This is a genomic window from Candidatus Pelagisphaera phototrophica, from assembly GCF_014529625.1.
In the GTDB taxonomy this organism is placed as follows: domain Bacteria; phylum Verrucomicrobiota; class Verrucomicrobiia; order Opitutales; family Opitutaceae; genus Pelagisphaera; species Pelagisphaera phototrophica.
The window spans coordinates 281835-300199 of record NZ_CP076039.1 but is presented as its reverse complement, the minus strand read 5'-3'; the positions used below and the strand labels follow the sequence as shown (position 1 = coordinate 300199).

Below are 18365 nucleotides of genomic sequence, written 5' to 3'. Positions count from 1 at the left end.
CTACTTGAAGTGTCTATGGCTAATATGCCAGTTGATTTGCCAGGGAGTGGATTGGTCGCTGACCTTGAGTCGAGTCAAACTCAGAATCGATGTCTTGGGAAAAACGATACATTGGAAAGATTGCGATCCTGAAAGGAGAAGAGATGCGAGGCTTGATAGGTTCGGCTCGTGACCGACCACCATGATATCTTCGTTGGACGGGTCGATGCATTCAGCAATCTTTGATGGGTCGTCGAAAGGAGTGATTCCGTCAATGGTTTCCAATCCCACTGAAAGCCCGAGACCCTCGTGGAGCAGGGTTGCCGTCTCAATCGCTCGAAGGTACGGACTGTGCCATATGGCTGAAGGCTCGATAAGTCCTTTCTCTCGGAGGGCACTAGATATTCTTTCAATCTGTTTCTTACCTTTAACGCTGAGGGGACGCTCGGAATCAGGCTGAAAGGCTCCAGCGTGGGCGTGCCGAACGAGATATAGGGTCTGTTCCATCTTAAATTTGGCTTTATCGTTAGTCTGATGCGAGGGCGCTGGCTTTTAGGAGTCGGTTCATCCCTTCTGCCATGGAAACACGTGGATGATAGTCGAGGTCGCGTTTGGCCGCCGCGATATCGAACCAATGGTCTTTGGCTAGCTCCGAAGCGACGAACCGGGTCATCGGGGGTTCCCCACGCAGGCGTAGCGCTTTCCATATCAGTTCCAATACCGCTCCCGCTCTTTGAGCTTGGGCGAGGCTGATCTTCTTTTTTATTGTGGAAATACCGTTTCGGTTCAGAAGACCATTGATCCATTCCCAGAGTAGAACGGGTTCGTCATTACTTATGAAATACGCTTTCCCCCCTGGGTTGTTTTCGAGTTTGTCAAGGGCCGCCTCCGCGGAGAGGTGGGCATCGACGATATTGTCGATGTAGCTCAGGTCGACTCGATTGTTCCCCTCCCCAACAATGCGCAGCTTCCCTTTTCTTCCTCGATCCAGTACTCGAGGTATAAGATTTGGGTCTCCTGGGCCCCAGATGAGATGGGGTCGGAGGGCGACTGTCTTGAGGTTCCCTGGAGGAAGCCCGTGTGCGGCGAGGACCGCTTTTTCCGCGATTACTTTCGTCGTTGGATAATGACAGGGAATGCCATCGCCATAGGGCAACGATTCATTGGCTCCTGAAATAGCCTCGGCATTAAAAACGACACTCGGAGTACTGGTATAGATCAGTTTGCTTACTTCAAAGTCGCGGCACCCGTTAACGATCGACTGGGTTCCAATTACGTTCGCATCATGAAACTCACGGTACTCTCCCCAGATGCCAACTTTAGCCGCGGTATGAAACACGGTATCGGCTTCTTGGCATGCGTTTCGAACCGATTTTGCGTCAGCCAGATCGACATAGAACATTTTTACTCCGAGCGCTTCCAGTTTAGGCTGAGGTCGTCGGCAGAGCCCTTTTACCGCGCAACCTTGATCTAGAAGCCGTTGAATGAGATTCCCGCCGAGAAATCCACTTGCGCCGGTGACAAGTACGCGTCGAGGTGCCAAGGATTGAAAGGTAAGGGCTTTCTCTGGCATCGGCATGGGAACAGAGGCTTGCGTGTCGCTGAGTAGTGTCAAGTATCTGCCGGCATCTCCTGCAATCTCGATGGACGAAACTGAGAAAGTTGCTGACAAAAGGCTTATCAGCCAACTTACCCTAGTAGGGGAGCACCAAGGCATGGTGAAGCGTTTCGATGGTTTCGACAAATCCCGGCACACCGTGCCGAAGTACGCCAGCGATCGGGCCCAGCAGTTCCTGGCACGACTTGCGGAGCCGGAACTAGTGGAATGGAGCGAATCGCTTTTCGCCGCTTATAGAGAGGCGATGGATTATAGGCGGAAAGACATTTCGTCCCTCGTTGAGGGAGGGGTAGCTCGGATCGAGAGCAAGGATTTCATTCTGGAGCGGCGGTATTCGTTGAATCAAGACAGTCCGGACAGTTACCTAGTCGAAACGGAGCTTATGAACGCGAGCGGCCTAGAGTTGCTCGAGTGCGAGTCTTTCAATCAAGCGACAGGGCCGCTGTTCGAGCGAATGTGCTGCCTGTTCAGGCGCGACGTTTCCGTGGAGTCTATGATAGACGGAATCGAAGACTGCAAAGGGAGCGAAGTAACGGTAGACTACCCATCTACCTGCGAGTATTGCGAAACTCGGATCGAAGGACTGGAACCGGTTTTTCGGTTCGATTCTGCATCATTGGAAATTCGATTTCGTCGTTATGGATTGCCCCGTCAAATCATTCAGGCCTATCGAGCCATGGCGGGCAAGCTGGCCTCGGTCGAGGTGATGAAGGACGTCTTGTCGCTAAGCTAGCAAAGGATAATCTTAGCGTTTCTCCCTTCAGTAGCTAGGTTGTCTCTTTCGGCAATGACTGAATGATGTTTTTCGAATGATTTGCGATACGTTCGAAATTGTTCACAATCTCAATATAGATGAGCTCAGAGTGCACCTCTGCACTATTATTGGTCATCCGATTGACAGAACGTTTTCGCAGCTTCCGCCTCTTTTCGTTGATCATATCTTCGAGATCGATCGCAACTTCCATATCAGCCGCTGATACTTTCGACTGAATTCGGGATTGGTAGAAGTCTATAAATCGTTCAACGTTTTCACCGAATTGGACAATGTCGTCCTCAATCTCTTTATTGATAAAGCGGTTTTTCCGATAGCGTTTTGCAGCCCGGTTCGTGATTCGGTGGCAGCAGTCGCAGATTTCCTCGAGCTCTGCGATCACTCGGAGGTACCGCGTAGCCTCTTGTCGGGTTTCGTTGCTTACATGGTCGGAGGAGTAATGAATGAGGAAATCGTACAGCTCTGAGGTGATTTCGTTACTCTCCTCTTCCATCCGGTTGATCTCTTTCACTTTTTCGGAAAGGTCTTCCTGCGGATTGTTATATACAAAAAGGAACTGCTCAAACATCTGCTTGCTTAGATCACCGAGTTTCCGAATCGCTTGCTTGCCTTCGGAGAAATTCAGTTCCCCGGAGCCCCATGACATAGTGTCGAGATACCGGAAGGTGGGAAGGTGGGCAGTAGTGGGTTTTTCTTTGACCAACCATTCGACGAGTTGGGCGATCTTGGGTACAAAACCGATCAGTAGAAGGATGTTAAGCAAGTTGAAGAGCGTGTGATAAAGCGCCATGTGGTTTGGTAGATCCGGATTCGCGTCAGCCCGTCCTTGACCATCTACGATAAGAGCTTCTGGTGGACCGGGCATCAGCCAGTCGACCATAGAAATAAAGGGGAAGAATACGGCGAACATCCAAAGCACACCGAGCATATTGAATATGAAATGCGCTCGAGCCGCTCGTTTAGCAGCCGTGTTGGCCGTTAGCCATGCGAGGTAGGCGGTGATTGTGGTGCCAATATTTTCCCCTGGAATGACCGCGGCAGCTTGAGGAAAGTCGATCCAGCCCTTGTACGCCATGGTTAGCGTTATTGCACCAGCGACCGAGGAGGACTGCACGACAATGGTGAGAACCACACCGACCGCGAGAAAGATGGGGATCGAACCAAACCCGTAGTTACTCAAAGAGGCGATCCATTCCAAGGCTTCTGGATTGCTCTTGATATCGGGAACCGAGTTTTTGAGAAGGCTAAGGCCGAGGAAAAGCAATCCGAATCCTGTGCAGAAGTTGCCGACCTCCTTGAGGCGAGCGGTCTTCAAGAAAGTCATTGCAACCCCAACGCCGATTACGGGAATGGCGATATTTGAGAGGCTAAACTTAAAACCCAGAAACGAGATGATTCAAAACGTTGTCGTTGTGCCGAGATTAGCCCCCATGATGACGCCGATCGACTGGATTAGGGTCAGGAGGCGGGCGTGGACGAAACTAACGACCATGACTGTGGTGGCCGAGGAGGACTGGACTAGACAGGTGACGAGGAATCCAGTCATAACACCGGCAAATCGGTTTCCGGTCATCGAGCGCATGATCCTACGAAGCCGCTCACCTGAAAATTGTTGGATCGACTCGCTCATGAGGCGCATACCAAATAGGAACACGCTCAAGCTGCCTAATATCATGAAGAATAAGGACATGGACTTTGTGATTACTGGAGGAGACCTCGAAACGGGGATTCGAGGACTAATCACAAAAATACGGAGCGGGGTCCTGATACGACCGAATTGTTGCTTTTTGGGAATTGGTTTGCAAAAACAGGGGGATTGCCAGAACATTTTATTGAACTTATGAGGCGTTTTGGCGCGTCTTTTGGTGTAAAAACATTGAGCACACTATGAAATCACTTGCTCTTATCTCCTTTCTCGCAGGAATTTTCTTAACGCCGGTCCTTTGGGCGGAAGATCTGTTTTTCGAGGGAGACCTAATGGCTGCGCAGAAAGTAGCGAAATCGACAAGAAAGTTGGTTATGATCGACTTCAAGGCAGAGTGGTGTGGCCCTTGCAAAATGCTGGACCGGACCACTTGGAAGGACGAAAACGTTATTTCGACTTTGAAAGACAAGGCAGTAGCTGTTAAAGTGGACGTCGATGAGAACAGCGAGCTCGCCGCAAAATATAGTATTCATTCGTTGCCTACAGTTATCTTCGTAGATGGAAACGGGAACGAGGTTTCTCGATTCATTGGTTACCGTGACGCGGAAGGATTCCTGAAGGAATTTAGCAATCTTGAAGAGTCGTAGATGCCTCTGTGGTTGCCTCCTAGGAGCGAACTTCAGGGAACCCCCATTTTGGTCGGATCGAGTGTTAACCCACTTCTGTGTTTCTGTTCTTGCGTTCAGTGGGCGGCTTTGGCTTTTTCCTTCGTTGTTGACGGCCGAAGCAGGAGGCGTCAGGCGAGAAAATTCCTATCAACTATTCAATGAGCGAAGCTGCTGAATCTACGCAATCCGTGTTCGGGAAGAGCAACCCTTTCCCCGCTCCTCTACTTAAAAAGTACAACCTCAATGTTGAGGGCTCTGCCAAAGAGACTATCCACGCGGAGGTCTCCATCGAAGGTTCGGGACTTAGCTACGACGCGGGGGACGCTTTGGCGGTGGTTCCTCAGAATTCGCCTGATCTCGTCGAGGCGTTCCTCGCGGCGACAGGAATCGACGCCGCGGATGAGCTTACCATTGGCGAAGAGGTTTTCTCTTTCGGAGAGGCGCTTCGAGACAAATTCGATTTACGTGTTGTGACAAAAGTAGTCCTCACGAAGTTCGCAAAAGCGGCTGGACTCGATGAGCTTCTGGAAAAGTGTGCGGACAGGGAATGGGTAAAGGAATATATTTGGGGGAGAGATTGGGTGGACGTGGTGAAAGAGTACCCACCGAGTTCCCTTTGCGCGAGCGACTACGCCGGATTTCTACGTCCGCTGGCGGCCCGTTTGTATTCCATCGCCTCCAGTATAAACGCTCATCCCAATGAGGTTCATTTGACCGTAGGGACGGTGCGCTACGAGGCTTTTGGAAGACCAAAAAAAGGGGTATGCTCGACTTTCATTTCTGATATGTGGGATGAAGGAGCGACCGCTGGGGTTTATTTCCACCACAACCCCAACTTCAAGCTGCCCAAAGACGGATCGCTTCCGATCATCATGATTGGACCCGGAACGGGAATCGCTCCCTTTCGAGCCTTTATAGAGGAACGAATCGCAAAAGGAGCCACCGGAAAAAACTGGCTGTTCTTTGGGGACCAGCACCAAGCAACCGACTACCTGTATCAACCTGAATGGGAGAAGTACCTCGAATCCGGGTACTTATACAAAGTGGATCTGGCTTTTTCGAGGGACCAAGCAGAGAAGATATATGTTCAGGATCGAATGCGCGAGAACGCCGCTCAAATCTGGGAGTGGATCAATGCAGGTGGATATTTTTACGTATGTGGTGACGCCAGCCGGATGGCCAAGGACGTCAATCAAGCGCTCATTGACATCGTGGCTGAGCAGGGCGGAATGGCCGAGGCCGCAGCCGCAGCTTACGTGAAGCAGATGCAAAAGGATAAGCGCTACGGCCGAGATGTGTATTGAGCGAGTCCGACCGATCGACTATAAAAGATAAGGATGTGCCTTCCTCGCTTCCGTCGCTCCGATCAAAAAACCAGAACTTCGCAGAATACCCTTAAGGCCGTAAAATTTTAGAAGGTTCTAAACTTTTTTGGCCATACAAATAGGGGGCTGGTAGACCTTCGGGTAGAAATGATTTTCGGGTAGAATTGATAGGTCTTGGGCTCGCTCCAAAATATTACAGCCCTTCTTGAGGAGCTCGCCTTTTTCTGGAAGCGAAGGCCGATTGCGTAGTGCCGATGGGTGGATACAGATAGGCCCCTATATGAGCCATCAGTGGAAGAGAGCCATATTGATGGGGCTATTCGCTGGTCTAACATTATCGTCGACTTCGACGTGGGTCTACACTGCTTCCGTGGGACACGGGCGACCCGTTATTGGTTCCGAGTTTAGACGTTGATGGGAATTCGATCTTTCGACCTTACTATGAGCAGATGGACCAAGTCGGACTCGACCTCCAGTACGCGAACGAAGGCTGGCTATTAAAGTTTGAGGGAATCGCCGGGGACACCCCGTCGGAAAAATACAGTGCCATGGTGGTAGGATTTGAATACACGCTTTACGGCATCGGAGGCAGCACAATTGATGCGGGGTTTCTTTTAGAGGGCCACTTCGATTCCCGAGGTTCAAACGCATTCAATCCCTTGAATCGAGATTTTTCTTTGGAACGCGACTTACTTGGAACGACGACGTGGATTCGGCGCTGGTCGCGGGCGGCGTTTTCGATTTGGACAATAAAAGTTTTTTCGCTCGAGTTGGGCTCGAGCGTCGCATCGGCAGTCGGCATAATATTCCGTTTGCCTAGAAGGGGTATTAGGTCTAACTTAACAGGCGGACATCGAATTTCATGAAAATTTACTCCGACCCAAAGTGCTTGACCTATCATTCCCCAGGACACCCGGAACGACCGACAAGAGTTGCAGCAACCGTAGCTTGGTTAAAGGAAAGGCAACCCGAGTGGACTTGGGAACCCTTTGAAGTGGCCTCGGAACTGTCACTGTTGAGGGTGCACCCTCGTTCTCATTTGGATCGCCTCCAGGAAGAGCGAGCGTTTGACGCGGATACCGCCTTTCACAATGACATTTTTGAAATCGCTCGATTGGGCACGAGCAGCACGCTTGCTGCGATGGAGTCTGCCCTAAGTGGAGAGAAGGCATTTTCACTCATGCGTCCGCCAGGGCATCACGCGGAGCAGACCCAGGCAATGGGGTTTTGCTATCTCAACCATATAGCGATATCGGCTTTGGAGGCCTTGGAAACCGGAATTGAAAAAGTGGCTGTGTGGGATTTTGACGCGCATCATGGGAACGGTACCGAAGCGATTCTGGAAGGGGTGGAGGGAGCTTTATATGTTTCCGTTCATCAACACCCCTGTTATCCGGGAACGGGGACGATTTCACGCGGCAATGCGAGGAACTTTCCGGTTAGACCAGGAACTTTGCCAGAAGTCCACTTGGAAGTTTTGGCGAAATCTTGGGAGGCTATTCTCGATTTTGAACCAGGGCTCGTTCTTGTATCCGCGGGATTCGACGCCTACGAACTCGATCCCTTGACGGACATGAGATTGAGATCGATTGATTTTGAGGCATTAGGGAGTTGGCTTGCTGAGGCGAAGATACCAGTGGCAGCGACGTTGGAAGGAGGATACAGCGATGATTTACCCTTGCTTGTTGAGGCTTTCCTGAAAGGCTGGAATCGATCTTAGTCGCTCTCGCAACCGAGCATGGAAGACGAATCATTTGAATACATCGATACCCAAGAAGGCCTCAACTATCTGTGTGACCGGCTGGATTCGCAAACTGAAATCGCTTTGGATAGCGAGGCGGACAATCTCCATCACTATGCCACGCAGCTTTGCTTGCTTCAACTGAGATTCGACGATCGAACCTATCTTTTGGACATGCTCGCGGAGATTGAATACTCCGGATTCTGGGAGACGCTCAATGGAATACATCTCATCATGCATGGTAGCGACTTCGATTTGCGCCTGTTTAAGGAATTCGCCAATTTTAGGGCTACGAGTATATTTGACTCGATGCTAGCGTCCCAACTCCTCGGGATTAAGAAGTTTGGATTGGCCGCTTTGCTGGAAGAGTTTTTCGAGGTCAAAATGCCCAAAGACAGTCAGAAGAGTGACTGGTCACAGCGTCCATTAACGGAGAAGATGCTGAAATACGCGGCCAATGACGTCCTTTACTTGCACCGACTCAGGGATCTCCTCATGGAGCGGATCCGTGAACACGGTCGCAATGCTTGGCTCGAGCAACGCTGTGAATATCAGATTGAGACCGCTCAGAGCGGATTTCCCGAAGGCAGCGAGCATTCCTGGCGAATATCCCGGGCGAACAAATTGGATGGCAAAGGGAAGGCGGCCCTCTATGAGCTGTGGCATTGGCGAGACGACTTGGCCCGCCGACTGGACCGCCCCCCTTTCAAAGTGCTAGGCAACGAGTACATGCTGAAGCTCGCTGAGGCGGTTTCCGAGGGGAACTGGGAGTTCGTTTTCGAGTCGCTTCCTCCCGGGATTCGGCGTCGTAAAAAGCAAGGCCTCGTGGATGCCTTGAAGCGAGGGGAGGCCCGCGATGCGAGTTCACTTCCGAAGTTGCCTCCCCGCGAAGAATCAAAAGGTCCCCTGAGCCAGGTAGAGCTGGATCGGCAGGAAAAGATCAAGCTGCACCGAAATAGAGTGGCTGAGGAGCTGGGTATCGATCCTACTTTGATTGCCACAAGGAGCCATGTGGCCCAGCTAGCCCGCGACTCCAATGCGATGGAAGGTCTGCTCGACTGGCAGAAAGAGCATCTGGGACAGATTATCGAGTCGGCGGAATCTAATGATCCTCCTGCAGGAGATTAATGGGGGCTAAAAAGCCCATTTCGGCTTGGATTATTGCCTTGATGCATTCAGGGGTCTCGTTGATAGTCTTAATGGATTGTTAAAAATTTACTAACCCCTGCTGTCGCTATGAAAACGAAACTCGCATCGATTCTAGTCATTTTTCTGTTTGCCGCTTTGTTCTCAGGCTGCGCGACCACGAAGTACGGTTCCTCTGAAGCGACCGTTGCTGGGTGGGTTACGGTGGAAAATAAAACCTACAGCAAAACGGGTCCGATGACCATCGGAGTGAAAACTTCTGAGTTGGTGCCGCGAAAGAATACCAGTGGCGGACGGGTGCGTTTTCTTTGGGGGCTTTTCACAATTGCGGACGATTGAGCCTCTCAACCCCGTTTTCCGAACCGAGTTTCCAGCCAGGGGCCCGTTAGTTTTGCAACCAGTGCCCCAAGGCAAGATTACTTTGGATTGTTTATAGGGGGTGGGAAACAGCGTTTCGAAATCATTGGTTTCCAACGTTTCACGTTATCTCGATGAGACGGCGGAGAAAATGGGCGAAAGAGAAGCCCTGAAAATCCCTCGAGGGCGGGACGCGAGCGGGCGAATCGACTATTTGGTTCTCTCCTTCCGTGAACTCACCCAAGAGCAGGACAACTGGGGCCGCCACCTCATTAGGCGGGGAATCGGTCGAGGATCTCGTGTACTTCTTATGGCTCGACCTGGACTGCCCTTGATCTCTCTCTGCTTCGCCCTTTTTAAAATCGGTGCGGTCCCGATCGTGATCGATCCGGGTATGGGGCTTCGTTCGTTTCTTTCCTGTGTCCGACGATCCAGGCCTGATGCTTTGGTTGGTATATCCTTGGCGATTTGGGTTTCCCGGATTTTCCGGGGTTCCTTCAAGTCACTCCGCACGCGAGTCAAGGCGGGGGGAGCGCTTTCGAGAGCCCCTTTATCAAAGGGCTCGGGAGAGATTGCAGCAGCCGAAACCACGGCCCGCGATCTGGCCGCGATCCTGTTCACTTCCGGCTCGACCGGTCCTCCAAAGGGGGTGTGCTACGAGCACGGAATGTTCGAAGCCCAGGTCTCCGCGATTCGGGAGCAGTACGGAATCTCTGAAGGGGAAGTGGATCTTCCTATGCTGCCTATATTTGCGCTTTTCAATCCCGCCTTGGGCATGACGACGGTCGTGCCAGAGATCAACCCGAGTAAACCGGCGACGGTCGACCCGGCAAAGATCGTTCAAGCTATCCAGCAGTGCGGAGTAACCAATTCCTTTGGCTCACCCGTTTTATGGAAGAAGATTGGGGCCTACTGCGTCGAGAGAGGGGAAACCTTGCCTAGCTTGAAGCGAATTCTCATGGCCGGAGCGTCCGTTCCCCCGCCGCTCATGGGGCAGTTTCGAAAAATCCTGGATCAAGGGCAGGTGCATTCGCCCTACGGAGCGACCGAGGTTCTGCCCGTTTCCTCAATCTCTGATGGCGAAGTCTTGGGTGAATCCGCCCATTTAACGACCCAGGGTAAAGGGACCTGTGTGGGGCGTCCGCTGCCGGGGGTGGAAGTTAAGATTATCCCGGTCAGTGACGAACCCTTGGATGCATCGGCTCTCGAGAAGCCCGCAGCCTGCGAAGAAATCGGCGAAATTGTCGCCACAGGACCGAGCGTGACGCGGGAATACGATGGATTGTCGAAAGCAACCCGTGAGACGAAGATCGACTCTGGGGGACAAATTTGGCATCGAATGGGGGACTTGGGATATTTCGATGATCAGGGAAGAATCTGGTTCTGTGGCAGAAAAGCGGAGCGAGTTGAATCTGGAGGCAAGACGTACCATACGGATTGCTGTGAAGGTGTTTTCAATGCGGTGCCTCAGGTATTTCGGTCGGCTCTGATTGGTTTGCGGCAAAACAGCCGCACGATTCCGGCGATGGTGGTGGAGCCACTTAAAAGCGCGTTTCCTCAAACCGAAAAGGAACGTTCCCAGTTTATCGAGGATCTGCAAGAGGCAGCGGCGAAGACATCGGTTACGAGCGACATAAAAACTTTCCTGTTCGATCGAGCGTTTCCGGTGGATGTGCGACACAATGCCAAAATCAACCGACTGGTTTTGGCGAAGAGAATCAACGAGCAACAGGATTGAGGTGGATGAACCGTTTTACAGCATCGCGGATCGATGGAACGAGCCGTGGGACAAATTGGAATTCAAGCGTTGGGCCTTGAGGCTGCGTCGCGCTCTTTTGCCAAGAGAGGTAAACTTGGGGCTTGTATTCATTTCTTCTGACTGGATCGATTTTGCGGAAGATATTGTGGATGTACTTCGGTCGTCCTTGGGTATACCCACCTTGGCGGGATGCGTTTCCAATGGGGTGATTTCCAATCAGTTTGAGTTCGAGAGGACAGGCGGCATTGCCCTTGGGCTTTTCTGCCTCCCAGGTGGGCGTATCGTAGATTTAGGATTTTCAGCGAAAGAGTCGCAAAAGGGAATCACATGCGATGAGCCCGGATTCTGGCGAAGGCAATTTGATCCTGGGAGCGAAGGAATAAATGGTTGGATTGTATTTGCTGAGCCGTTACACTTAAGTGTTGAGGACTTGATCAAGTCCTGGGAGCGAGATTTCCCCAATGCCCCGATCTACGGTGGATTGGCCCATTTCGATAGCGAAGCGAGAACAAGTGCCGTGATTTGGAACGACTCAGTTATCGCTGATGGCGGCGTTGCGGTGGGTTTTGGCGGTGGTGTTAAGCTGTTAGGCGTCACGGCGCAGGGTTGCACACCGATCGGTGATGCCTGGACGGTGACCAAAGCCAATGGCAACGTTCTTGAGAGGATCGGCAACCGACCTGCCGCGACCATTCTCGAAGAGACTTTCCAGGGCATTGGCGAAGAGATGCACCGGAGGAGTCGAGGGCACGTTTTTGTGGGGCTTGCGGTCGACGAGTATTTGGAGGAATTCAAACGGGGCGATTTTTTGGCACGCAATCTATTGGCTGCCGATCCGTCAAAGGGCTCGCTAGCGGTCGGGGCGTTCCCTCGTGTTGGGCAATCCGTGCAGTTTCAAATCCGCGATGGAAAGGGCGCTAGCGAAGAGCTTGAGGAATTGATTGCAGTCTTCCGTCAGGAACTGGAAGGGAAGCGGATCTATGGGGCCTGCTTGAGCAGTTGTTCAGGCCGCGGCATGGGATTGTTTGGCGTTGAAAACCGCGATGCGGCGAGCATCTACCCACTCATAACGCCACAAGCTCAGGTCGGGTTTTTCGGAAACGGAGAATTCGGACCGGTGGGTGGGCGGAACTTTGTTCATGGATACACGTCTTCAGTGGCCGTATTCGTTGATGTCTAACGTGGAAAGGGAGCGGGCGATCTCACTTCTTCGCTAGGCTTAGCAGATACATTTCTAACACCCAAAATGATTCGCTCAATGATCACTTGGAGATCACCGACTAGATGCTACACCTTCCGCCTCACTCCGTAAGCTGGATTGGGCGAATCATGGATACATAAGCTGGTTTGCCATCCACGACTACAGGGCGGTACTTCATGCTGCTAATTGCTTGGAGGGCCGCTTTTTCAAACCCATACGTAGTGATCGAGAGGATACGGGGATTCAGAACTTCACCGTTAGGCGCGATGACGAACTCGAGATTTACGGCGGCGGACTTCCCGCTATTCCGGAAATTTTCCGGATAAAAGTTGGAGAAAGGAGGCACGTAGTTAGGCAGTGGATCCTTGTCGAGCTCTGACGAAGGCACAACGGTATGGTTTAGTTTGACGAATATCTCGCGACCCATCTCAACGTTGAATTTGTGTTCGAACGCGATTTCGAACGCAAAAGGCAGCTTGACGCGTGATTCGATCGGAACGCCGTCCTTTGTCGCTGGCTCGAAGATCCATTCGGATGCGGCTTGAGATGCGGCGATCCCGAAATCCGGATGGGTCGCGGTTTCCACTTTCGGTTTTGTCGCGCCGCCAAATATATCCACGGTAACCGCGATTACTGCTTTACCCTCGATTGCTCTAGCGTAGAGGTCGTCCGGGTGTTTGGGCGACACTTTGTAAATCGGAACCGGGGGAAGCAGGTTGCGGTTTTCCCCCTGATCGGAAAAAACCATCGTTGCGGCTAGAATCGTAGTCGCTAGAGTGATCGATGTTTTCCAGAATTTCATGAGTCGATGAATTGAAGGGCGTCAATTTACAGCCAAGCAATTTAAAATGCACGGGTGCTTGCGTGTAGTTCGACAGTTTAACGAGCTATTTAAGAAAGTTTCAGCTATGATAGAATCAAGGGAGAGAAGAGAGTAGTGGAAGAGCCGGACCCCATTGAAATACCAATAAACGGAGAACTTGATTTGCATACGTTTCGGCCCTCTGATGTGAAGTATCTACTAGAGGACTATTTCGATGCCTGTGAAAAGAAGGGCATCCGTCAGGTCAGGGTGATTCATGGCAAGGGAACGGGAACGCTTCGGGAGACCGTGCATGCCCTTTTGCGAAAGTCAGATCGCGTGGAGGGCTTTAGGCTGGGTGACGAAGGTTCGGGTAGCTGGGGCGCGACCTTGGTCCGGCTCAAGTAGATTCCTTGGGGAGCATAGGAGGCTAGGGCTCTGATAAGGCTCGTTTCGCTTTTTGCTCCTTCTTGTAGGCGTCCATCTGGGGCCGAACATGCTTTTCGATGCAAGGGGGGCAGATGGAATGCGTGAAGTCCGCTCCGGTACGCTGATTGACATACTGCTCGATTTGCTCCCAAAGGTCGGTCTCGTTACGGACCTTTTTGCAGTAGGAGCAAATGGGTATTAAGCTTTCGAGGGTCTTAACCTGCCTGTTAAAACCAAGTATGCGCTCGGCGACTCGCAAGCGATTCCAGATTTCGTCTGATCCAATCGGCTTTTTTAGAAAGTCGTCGACCCCCGCATCTAGGGCTAGCTCAAGATTCGCCCGCGATCTTCTTTGAGCCGTCACGAGAATAAAGTAGGTATAGTTTTCCGCACGCATCTGACGGAGACGCCGGCAAAGCTCGAGCCCGTCCTTTCCGGGCATTTTCCAGTCGCTGATTACGATCTGAGGGCTCTCGACGGCAAAGGCGTCCCAAGCCTCGTCACCATTGTCATATCCGGCAGTTTCATAGCCGAGCAAGCTGGTGAGATTTTCGAGGAGACGACGGGTCGAGGGATCGTCCTCTACGATGTGAACTATCAAGTTTTGGCTCATAGTGCTAAAAGAGTACATCGGCATGATTTACCCTCTGTGAATCGGCCGCTTTTCTGCTTCCCCTATTTACAACATTTTTCCAATTGGATCGCTCGTTGAACGTAGCCGGCTCCTGTTCCGTTTCGGTGCAGATTGATCACGGTTTTCTACATAAAGGCTTTCAATCTGGAACTTAATTCGCCACCAATAGCGATTCGCTAGGCTCCCATGGCATCCAGTACCGTCGAGAACTATATTAAACAAGTTTATGCCCTTCAGTTTGAACAGGGCGAAGGGGGGATCGTTGGCATGGGTGATTTGGCAGCTTCGCTGGGAGTAACACCGGGTACGGCGACCTCAATGGTCAAGTCTCTCGCGAAATCCAATCATGTGGAGTACATCCCTCGCGTAGGTGTCAAGTTGTTGGAGCCTGGTGAGAAACTGGCCCTTCTAGTTTTGCGAAGACACCGATTGGTCGAGCTGTTTCTCGTAGAAATCCTGGGGATGGAGTGGCACGAGATTCATGAGGAAGCGGAAACCTTGGAGCACGCGATTTCCGACCGCCTTCTCGAGCGGATCGATAACTTGCTCGGAAATCCTAAAGTGGACCCGCATGGGGACTCGATCCCGTCGGCAAGCGGCAAGATCGCCAAGCGTGACCTGATTCCCTTGGATCAGTGCGATCAGGGTCAAGTGGTTATCATAAGCCGGATCGAGGACCAAGGGGAGGGCTTTCTCCAGTACCTCGAATCGAACGGCTTGACTCCGGGCATCGGAGTCTTGGTGTTGGCTCGGGCCGGACATGCAGGGATCTTGTCGGTGCAATTCGCAGACGGTAGCCAATGCACTATGGGGTTTCCTGCTGCTCGAAAAATTCAGGTAGAACGCCGTGATTGAGTCCTTGGGAGATTTTGACTGGGCGGTCGCTCTACTGCTTGGTTTTGTAGCGGCTTGGGTAACACAGCAGTACCGTTTGAGCATGGCAAAGATGCCGACTCCTGAGGAACTGGAAGAATCGGAGCGCGAGCGGACGGCAGAAACTGAAGCGGTGGCCCGACTAAAGGAGCGCGCGGAAAATCTAGACCAGTCCTTGTCCAAAGCCCAAGGCGAAGTGGAGGTATTGCGGGAAGAGAATACAGGCCTTCATGGAAAACTGGCGGCCGCGGGACAGCGGGCCGAATCGCAAGAGAAACGACTCGCTGAGCAAAAGGAGGAGCTCGCTGCGATTCAGAAGAAGCTCACTACTGAATTTGAAAACCTGGCCAACCGAATTCTGGACGAGAAGAGCAAGAAATTTGTCGTTCAGAATAAAGAGACCATAGACAAGCTGCTCAACCCATTCAGTGAACGGATAAAGGAATTTCGCGAACGAGTGGATAAAGTTCACGAAGAGGGGATCAAGGACCGGGCCGCTCTGAATGAGCAGCTCAAGAACTTGCACCTGCTGAACCGCAAAATGACGGAAGAGGCCCAAAATCTCACGACGGCATTAAAAGGGCAGGTTAAGTCGCAAGGGAATTGGGGTGAGATGATTCTTGAGCGCGTATTGGAAAAGTCAGGACTGGTTGCGGGACAGGAGTACATTACGCAAGCTCATCTAACCGACGAAGAGGGGCGACGATATCATCCTGATGTGCTTGTACGCTTGCCGGAAGAGCGTCATCTCATCGTTGATTCAAAGGTTAGCCTGGTTGCTTACGAGGCTTGCGCAAATGAGGAGGATAAGGAAAAATCGGAACAGCGACTTAAGGAGCACGTTCTTAGTATCCGGACTCATGTCACCGGTCTAAGCAAGAAGAGCTACGAATCGTTGTACGGGATCAACTCGCCCGATTTTGCTCTCATGTTCGTTCCGATCGAACCGGCCTTTACCATGGCCATGCAGGCCGACGACGCCCTTTTTGACTTCGCCTTTGGTCAAGGTGTAGTCATTGTGACGCCATCCACGCTACTCGCTACGCTGCGGACCGTTGCCAATATTTGGAGACAGGAAAAGCAGACCAGAAACGTGCTGGAGATCGCCCGCCGCAGTGGGGCATTGTACGACAAGTTTGTGGGCTTCTACGCCGATATGGAGGAGATCGGGAAACGCCTGGGCAAAAGCCAAGAGGCCTACGATGCCGCCTTTAGCAAACTCAAAACAGGGAGAGGAAACCTCGTCAAAAGCGTGGAAGATATCAAGACGCTGGGGGCGAAAGCAAGGAAGGCGCTCCCTCCTGATGCTGTCGAAGACTCTCTCTTGGAAGAGCGCACCGACGAGAGTAATTAATGTGTCGAACCCGTAGGGCGGGCGCTTACGCCATGGCACGTATCAAGAGGGTAGAGCAATGACCTACCGTCTCTGCGATGCTCCTCCGACACAGGCCTGAGGTGACGCGTCTTTCAGAAGCAATCTCTCGAGCGGAACGATCCCTGAGCCGTCTAGCAGTCATTGGCTATTTGTAGCCGTCAGAGCCGCTTTCTTTCAGTCCTTCGCAGCGTTCGCGAAGGATGGAACACCGCATTTTAAGAGCTTACCCTTTTGTTTCACACTTACTAAATCGGGTGGTTTAGAAGGATTTTATTGTAATCAATAAAAGTTGGCTATTGTTGGTAGGGAGATCACCGATTGTTCTAGGGGAAGTATGATTGTCAGGAATGCGCAACAGATGAAATCGATACGCGAGGCGGCACAGGTCGCCGCAACCGTATTGGACAAAATGTGTGCGCTTGTAACTCCGGGTATGAACACCTATGACCTAGATCAGGCGGGGCGTCGCTTTATCGATGAACTGGAAGCTGAGAGCGCTTGCTACAAGTACCAAGTCGGCTCGCGGATTTATCCCGCCTACACTTGTCTGTCAGTAAACGACGAGGTCGTCCATGGCATCGGAAGTCTCGACCGCGTATTGCGCGAAGGCGATATCATTAGCGTCGACGTCTGCACGCGGTACAACGGATACATCGGCGACAATTGCCGTACGATGCCGGTAGCTCGCGTCGCTCCCGATGTGCAACGACTCCTCGACGTTACCGAAGCTTCGATGTACGAAGGAATCAAAGCGGCTCGTCTCGGTAATCGTGTGGGCAAGATTTCCCATGCGGTGCAACGAGTGGTTGAGAAGGGCGGTTTTTCGGTGATCCGAGATTTCGTGGGACACGGTGTAGGGCGAAACCTTCACGAGGAACCGCAAATTCCCAATTTTGGAAAGCCGGGCAATGGACCCAAGCTCCGCGAAGGCTGTGTCGTTTGCATCGAACCCATGGTGAACATGGGCAAGTACTCCGTAAAAATGGCGTCCGATGGGTGGACCGCCTTAAGCGCTGATGGCAGCCGGTCCGCGCATTTTGAGCACACCGTCATCATCAATAAAGACGGCCCGGAAATTCTAAGCGTACCTCTCGGTAAAGAAGTGCCGGCTCTGGTGTAGAAATCCAGTCATCGTCCGAACCATCAAGTCTTGGCTAGGACTTAGTTTGCTGGCCCACATCAGGCCCGCGGAGTCTTCTTCGCAGGGTTAGCGTTTACGCCATGCCGTATTGTCTAATTGGCTACGTGTTCCAAATTTTTTAGATCACGCTCGATTTAGGATAGTGAACTAATTTGGATACCGTTATTTCGTCTCCATCGCTGCTGCCAGTGGCTTGTCGGCGACGTAGATCATGTAGGTTTCACGCTTGGAGGATCCGCAGAGCTTGGCCGGGATTGCTTGAACGTTAAAGCCCACCTTCTTCAGGAGTCGTTCAATCGCGACATCGGCGGTTGCGAACCAGATCGCCGCACGGCCGCCGGGGCGCAGCGCTTCCCAGATTTGTTGCACCCCACCTTTCTTATAGAGCAGATGATTTTCAACCTTCACCATGGCCGTTGTGTTGTTGTCGATATCGAGTGCGATGACATCATAAGGCGTCTGCACCGAGCGCGATATCACGGAGCGTACATCTTCCGTGAGTACTTTCACGCGTTCGTCTTTGAGGGCGTCGCCATTGAGACCGGCCATAAAAGTGCGGTTCCACTCTACAATCTCTGGAAATAGTTCGACGACGTGAACCGTCGCCGTTGGCCCGGCCGTTTGAAGGACACTTTTCAAGGTAAACCCCAAGCCGAGTCCGCCGATCAGTACTTTGGGCTGAAGATCTTCCGCCGAATGCCGTTCGCAACCAAGAGTACCAAGCTTGATCTCGGAGGTCGTTACCTTGGAATGCATGAGCTGCTGGCCGTTCACCCGAATACAAAAGCTGCCGTCGTGCTCGACGAGGGTCATCCGGGCGCCGTTGGGCGTCATGGTTTCAGCGAGCGTTACATTGGGCTTCATTGGAACGCAGCACAGACTAGTCAATCCTCGGTGGCA

The 18365-nt window shown here is 52.1% G+C and carries 19 protein-coding genes and 1 pseudogene; 13 read left to right on the top strand and 7 right to left on the bottom strand.

Translation table 11 applies throughout. The annotated features are described in order from the left end of the window. Together sixA and GA004_RS01495 are read right to left on the bottom strand one after the other, a co-directional pair. Positions 1 to 486, bottom strand: a complete 486-nt coding sequence (gene sixA, locus GA004_RS01500; protein ID WP_283395518.1) for a phosphohistidine phosphatase SixA — start codon at positions 484 to 486, stop codon at positions 1 to 3. 19 nt (positions 487 to 505) lie between these two features. Next, positions 506 to 1651: an NAD-dependent epimerase/dehydratase family protein gene (locus GA004_RS01495; protein ID WP_283395517.1), complete on the bottom strand. Its 1146-nt coding sequence runs from the start codon at positions 1649 to 1651 to the stop codon at positions 506 to 508. Here GA004_RS01495 and GA004_RS01490 point away from each other — a divergent pair. Then, positions 1623 to 2330, top strand: coding sequence for a hypothetical protein (locus GA004_RS01490; protein WP_283395516.1), 708 nt, complete (start codon positions 1623 to 1625; stop codon positions 2328 to 2330). The two genes, GA004_RS01495 and GA004_RS01490, sit on opposite strands and share 29 nt — an antisense overlap. 34 nt (positions 2331 to 2364) lie before the next feature. On the opposite strand, the gene GA004_RS17850 is transcribed toward GA004_RS01490, so the two are convergent. Both GA004_RS17850 and GA004_RS01480 read right to left on the bottom strand, forming a co-directional pair. Further along, a complete protein-coding gene (locus GA004_RS17850) occupies positions 2365 to 2862 on the bottom strand; it encodes a PhoU domain-containing protein (RefSeq protein WP_343218832.1) in 498 nt (165 codons plus the stop codon). Positions 2863 to 2892: 30 nt separating this feature from the next. Then, positions 2893 to 4044 (bottom strand): annotated as a pseudogene (locus GA004_RS01480) (Na/Pi cotransporter family protein); the annotation flags it as partial. A gap of 212 nt (positions 4045 to 4256) precedes the next feature. On the opposite strand from GA004_RS01480, the gene GA004_RS01475 reads away from it, so the two are divergent. The 8 genes from GA004_RS01475 to GA004_RS01440 all read left to right on the top strand — a co-directional run bounded on the left by GA004_RS01475 (position 4257) and on the right by GA004_RS01440 (position 12190). Continuing rightward, positions 4257 to 4661: a thioredoxin family protein gene (locus GA004_RS01475; RefSeq protein WP_283395515.1), complete on the top strand. Its 405-nt coding sequence runs from the start codon at positions 4257 to 4259 to the stop codon at positions 4659 to 4661. 179 nt (positions 4662 to 4840) lie between these two features. Then, entirely contained in the window at positions 4841 to 5986 is a 1146-nt protein-coding gene (locus GA004_RS01470) for a diflavin oxidoreductase (RefSeq protein ID WP_283395514.1), read from the top strand. A gap of 470 nt (positions 5987 to 6456) precedes the next feature. Next, a complete protein-coding gene (locus GA004_RS01465; RefSeq protein WP_283395513.1) occupies positions 6457 to 6873 on the top strand; it encodes a hypothetical protein in 417 nt (138 codons plus the stop codon). Beyond that, on the top strand, positions 6870 to 7727 hold the full coding sequence (locus GA004_RS01460; protein WP_283395512.1) for a histone deacetylase family protein: 858 nt from the start codon (positions 6870 to 6872) through the stop codon (positions 7725 to 7727). The genes GA004_RS01465 and GA004_RS01460 overlap by 4 nt, the downstream gene beginning before the upstream one ends. A gap of 18 nt (positions 7728 to 7745) precedes the next feature. Beyond that, the gene (locus GA004_RS01455) at positions 7746 to 8876 is read left to right on the top strand and encodes a ribonuclease D (protein ID WP_283395511.1); all 1131 of its coding nucleotides are present in this window, start codon (positions 7746 to 7748) and stop codon (positions 8874 to 8876) included. Between the two features lie 108 nt (positions 8877 to 8984). Beyond that, positions 8985 to 9233, top strand: coding sequence for a hypothetical protein (locus tag GA004_RS01450; protein WP_283395510.1), 249 nt, complete (start codon positions 8985 to 8987; stop codon positions 9231 to 9233). Between the two features lie 124 nt (positions 9234 to 9357). Then, a complete protein-coding gene (locus tag GA004_RS01445; protein WP_283395509.1) occupies positions 9358 to 10989 on the top strand; it encodes a fatty acid CoA ligase family protein in 1632 nt (543 codons plus the stop codon). Beyond that, positions 10934 to 12190, top strand: a complete 1257-nt coding sequence (locus GA004_RS01440; RefSeq protein ID WP_283395508.1) for an FIST signal transduction protein — start codon at positions 10934 to 10936, stop codon at positions 12188 to 12190. The genes GA004_RS01445 and GA004_RS01440 overlap by 56 nt, the downstream gene beginning before the upstream one ends. Before the next feature lie 121 nt (positions 12191 to 12311). On the opposite strand, the gene GA004_RS01435 is transcribed toward GA004_RS01440, so the two are convergent. Next, complete coding sequence (locus GA004_RS01435) at positions 12312 to 13013, bottom strand: energy transducer TonB (RefSeq protein ID WP_283395507.1); 702 nt, start codon at positions 13011 to 13013, stop codon at positions 12312 to 12314. A 135-nt stretch (positions 13014 to 13148) separates the two neighbouring features. On the opposite strand from GA004_RS01435, the gene GA004_RS01430 reads away from it, so the two are divergent. Further along, entirely contained in the window at positions 13149 to 13421 is a 273-nt protein-coding gene (locus tag GA004_RS01430) for a Smr/MutS family protein (protein ID WP_283395506.1), read from the top strand. A gap of 22 nt (positions 13422 to 13443) precedes the next feature. On the opposite strand, the gene GA004_RS01425 is transcribed toward GA004_RS01430, so the two are convergent. Continuing rightward, positions 13444 to 14055: a response regulator gene (locus GA004_RS01425; protein ID WP_283395505.1), complete on the bottom strand. Its 612-nt coding sequence runs from the start codon at positions 14053 to 14055 to the stop codon at positions 13444 to 13446. Between the two features lie 207 nt (positions 14056 to 14262). Between GA004_RS01425 and GA004_RS01420 the strand changes: the two genes are divergently transcribed. The 3 genes from GA004_RS01420 to map all read left to right on the top strand — a co-directional run bounded on the left by GA004_RS01420 (position 14263) and on the right by map (position 17444). Further along, positions 14263 to 14931 carry a metal-dependent transcriptional regulator gene (locus tag GA004_RS01420; RefSeq protein WP_283395504.1) on the top strand — a complete coding sequence of 223 codons (669 nt, stop codon included), beginning with the start codon at positions 14263 to 14265 and terminating at the stop codon, positions 14929 to 14931. Continuing rightward, on the top strand, positions 14924 to 16303 hold the full coding sequence (locus tag GA004_RS01415) for a DNA recombination protein RmuC (RefSeq protein WP_283395503.1): 1380 nt from the start codon (positions 14924 to 14926) through the stop codon (positions 16301 to 16303). Before GA004_RS01420 ends, GA004_RS01415 begins: the two co-directional genes overlap by 8 nt. Positions 16304 to 16658: 355 nt before the next feature. Beyond that, positions 16659 to 17444, top strand: a complete 786-nt coding sequence (gene map / locus GA004_RS01410) for a type I methionyl aminopeptidase (RefSeq protein ID WP_283395502.1) — start codon at positions 16659 to 16661, stop codon at positions 17442 to 17444. Positions 17445 to 17627: 183 nt separating this feature from the next. On the opposite strand, the gene GA004_RS01405 is transcribed toward map, so the two are convergent. After that, positions 17628 to 18329: a spermidine synthase family protein gene (locus tag GA004_RS01405; RefSeq protein WP_283395501.1), complete on the bottom strand. Its 702-nt coding sequence runs from the start codon at positions 18327 to 18329 to the stop codon at positions 17628 to 17630. Between the last annotated feature and the right edge of the window lie 36 nt (positions 18330 to 18365).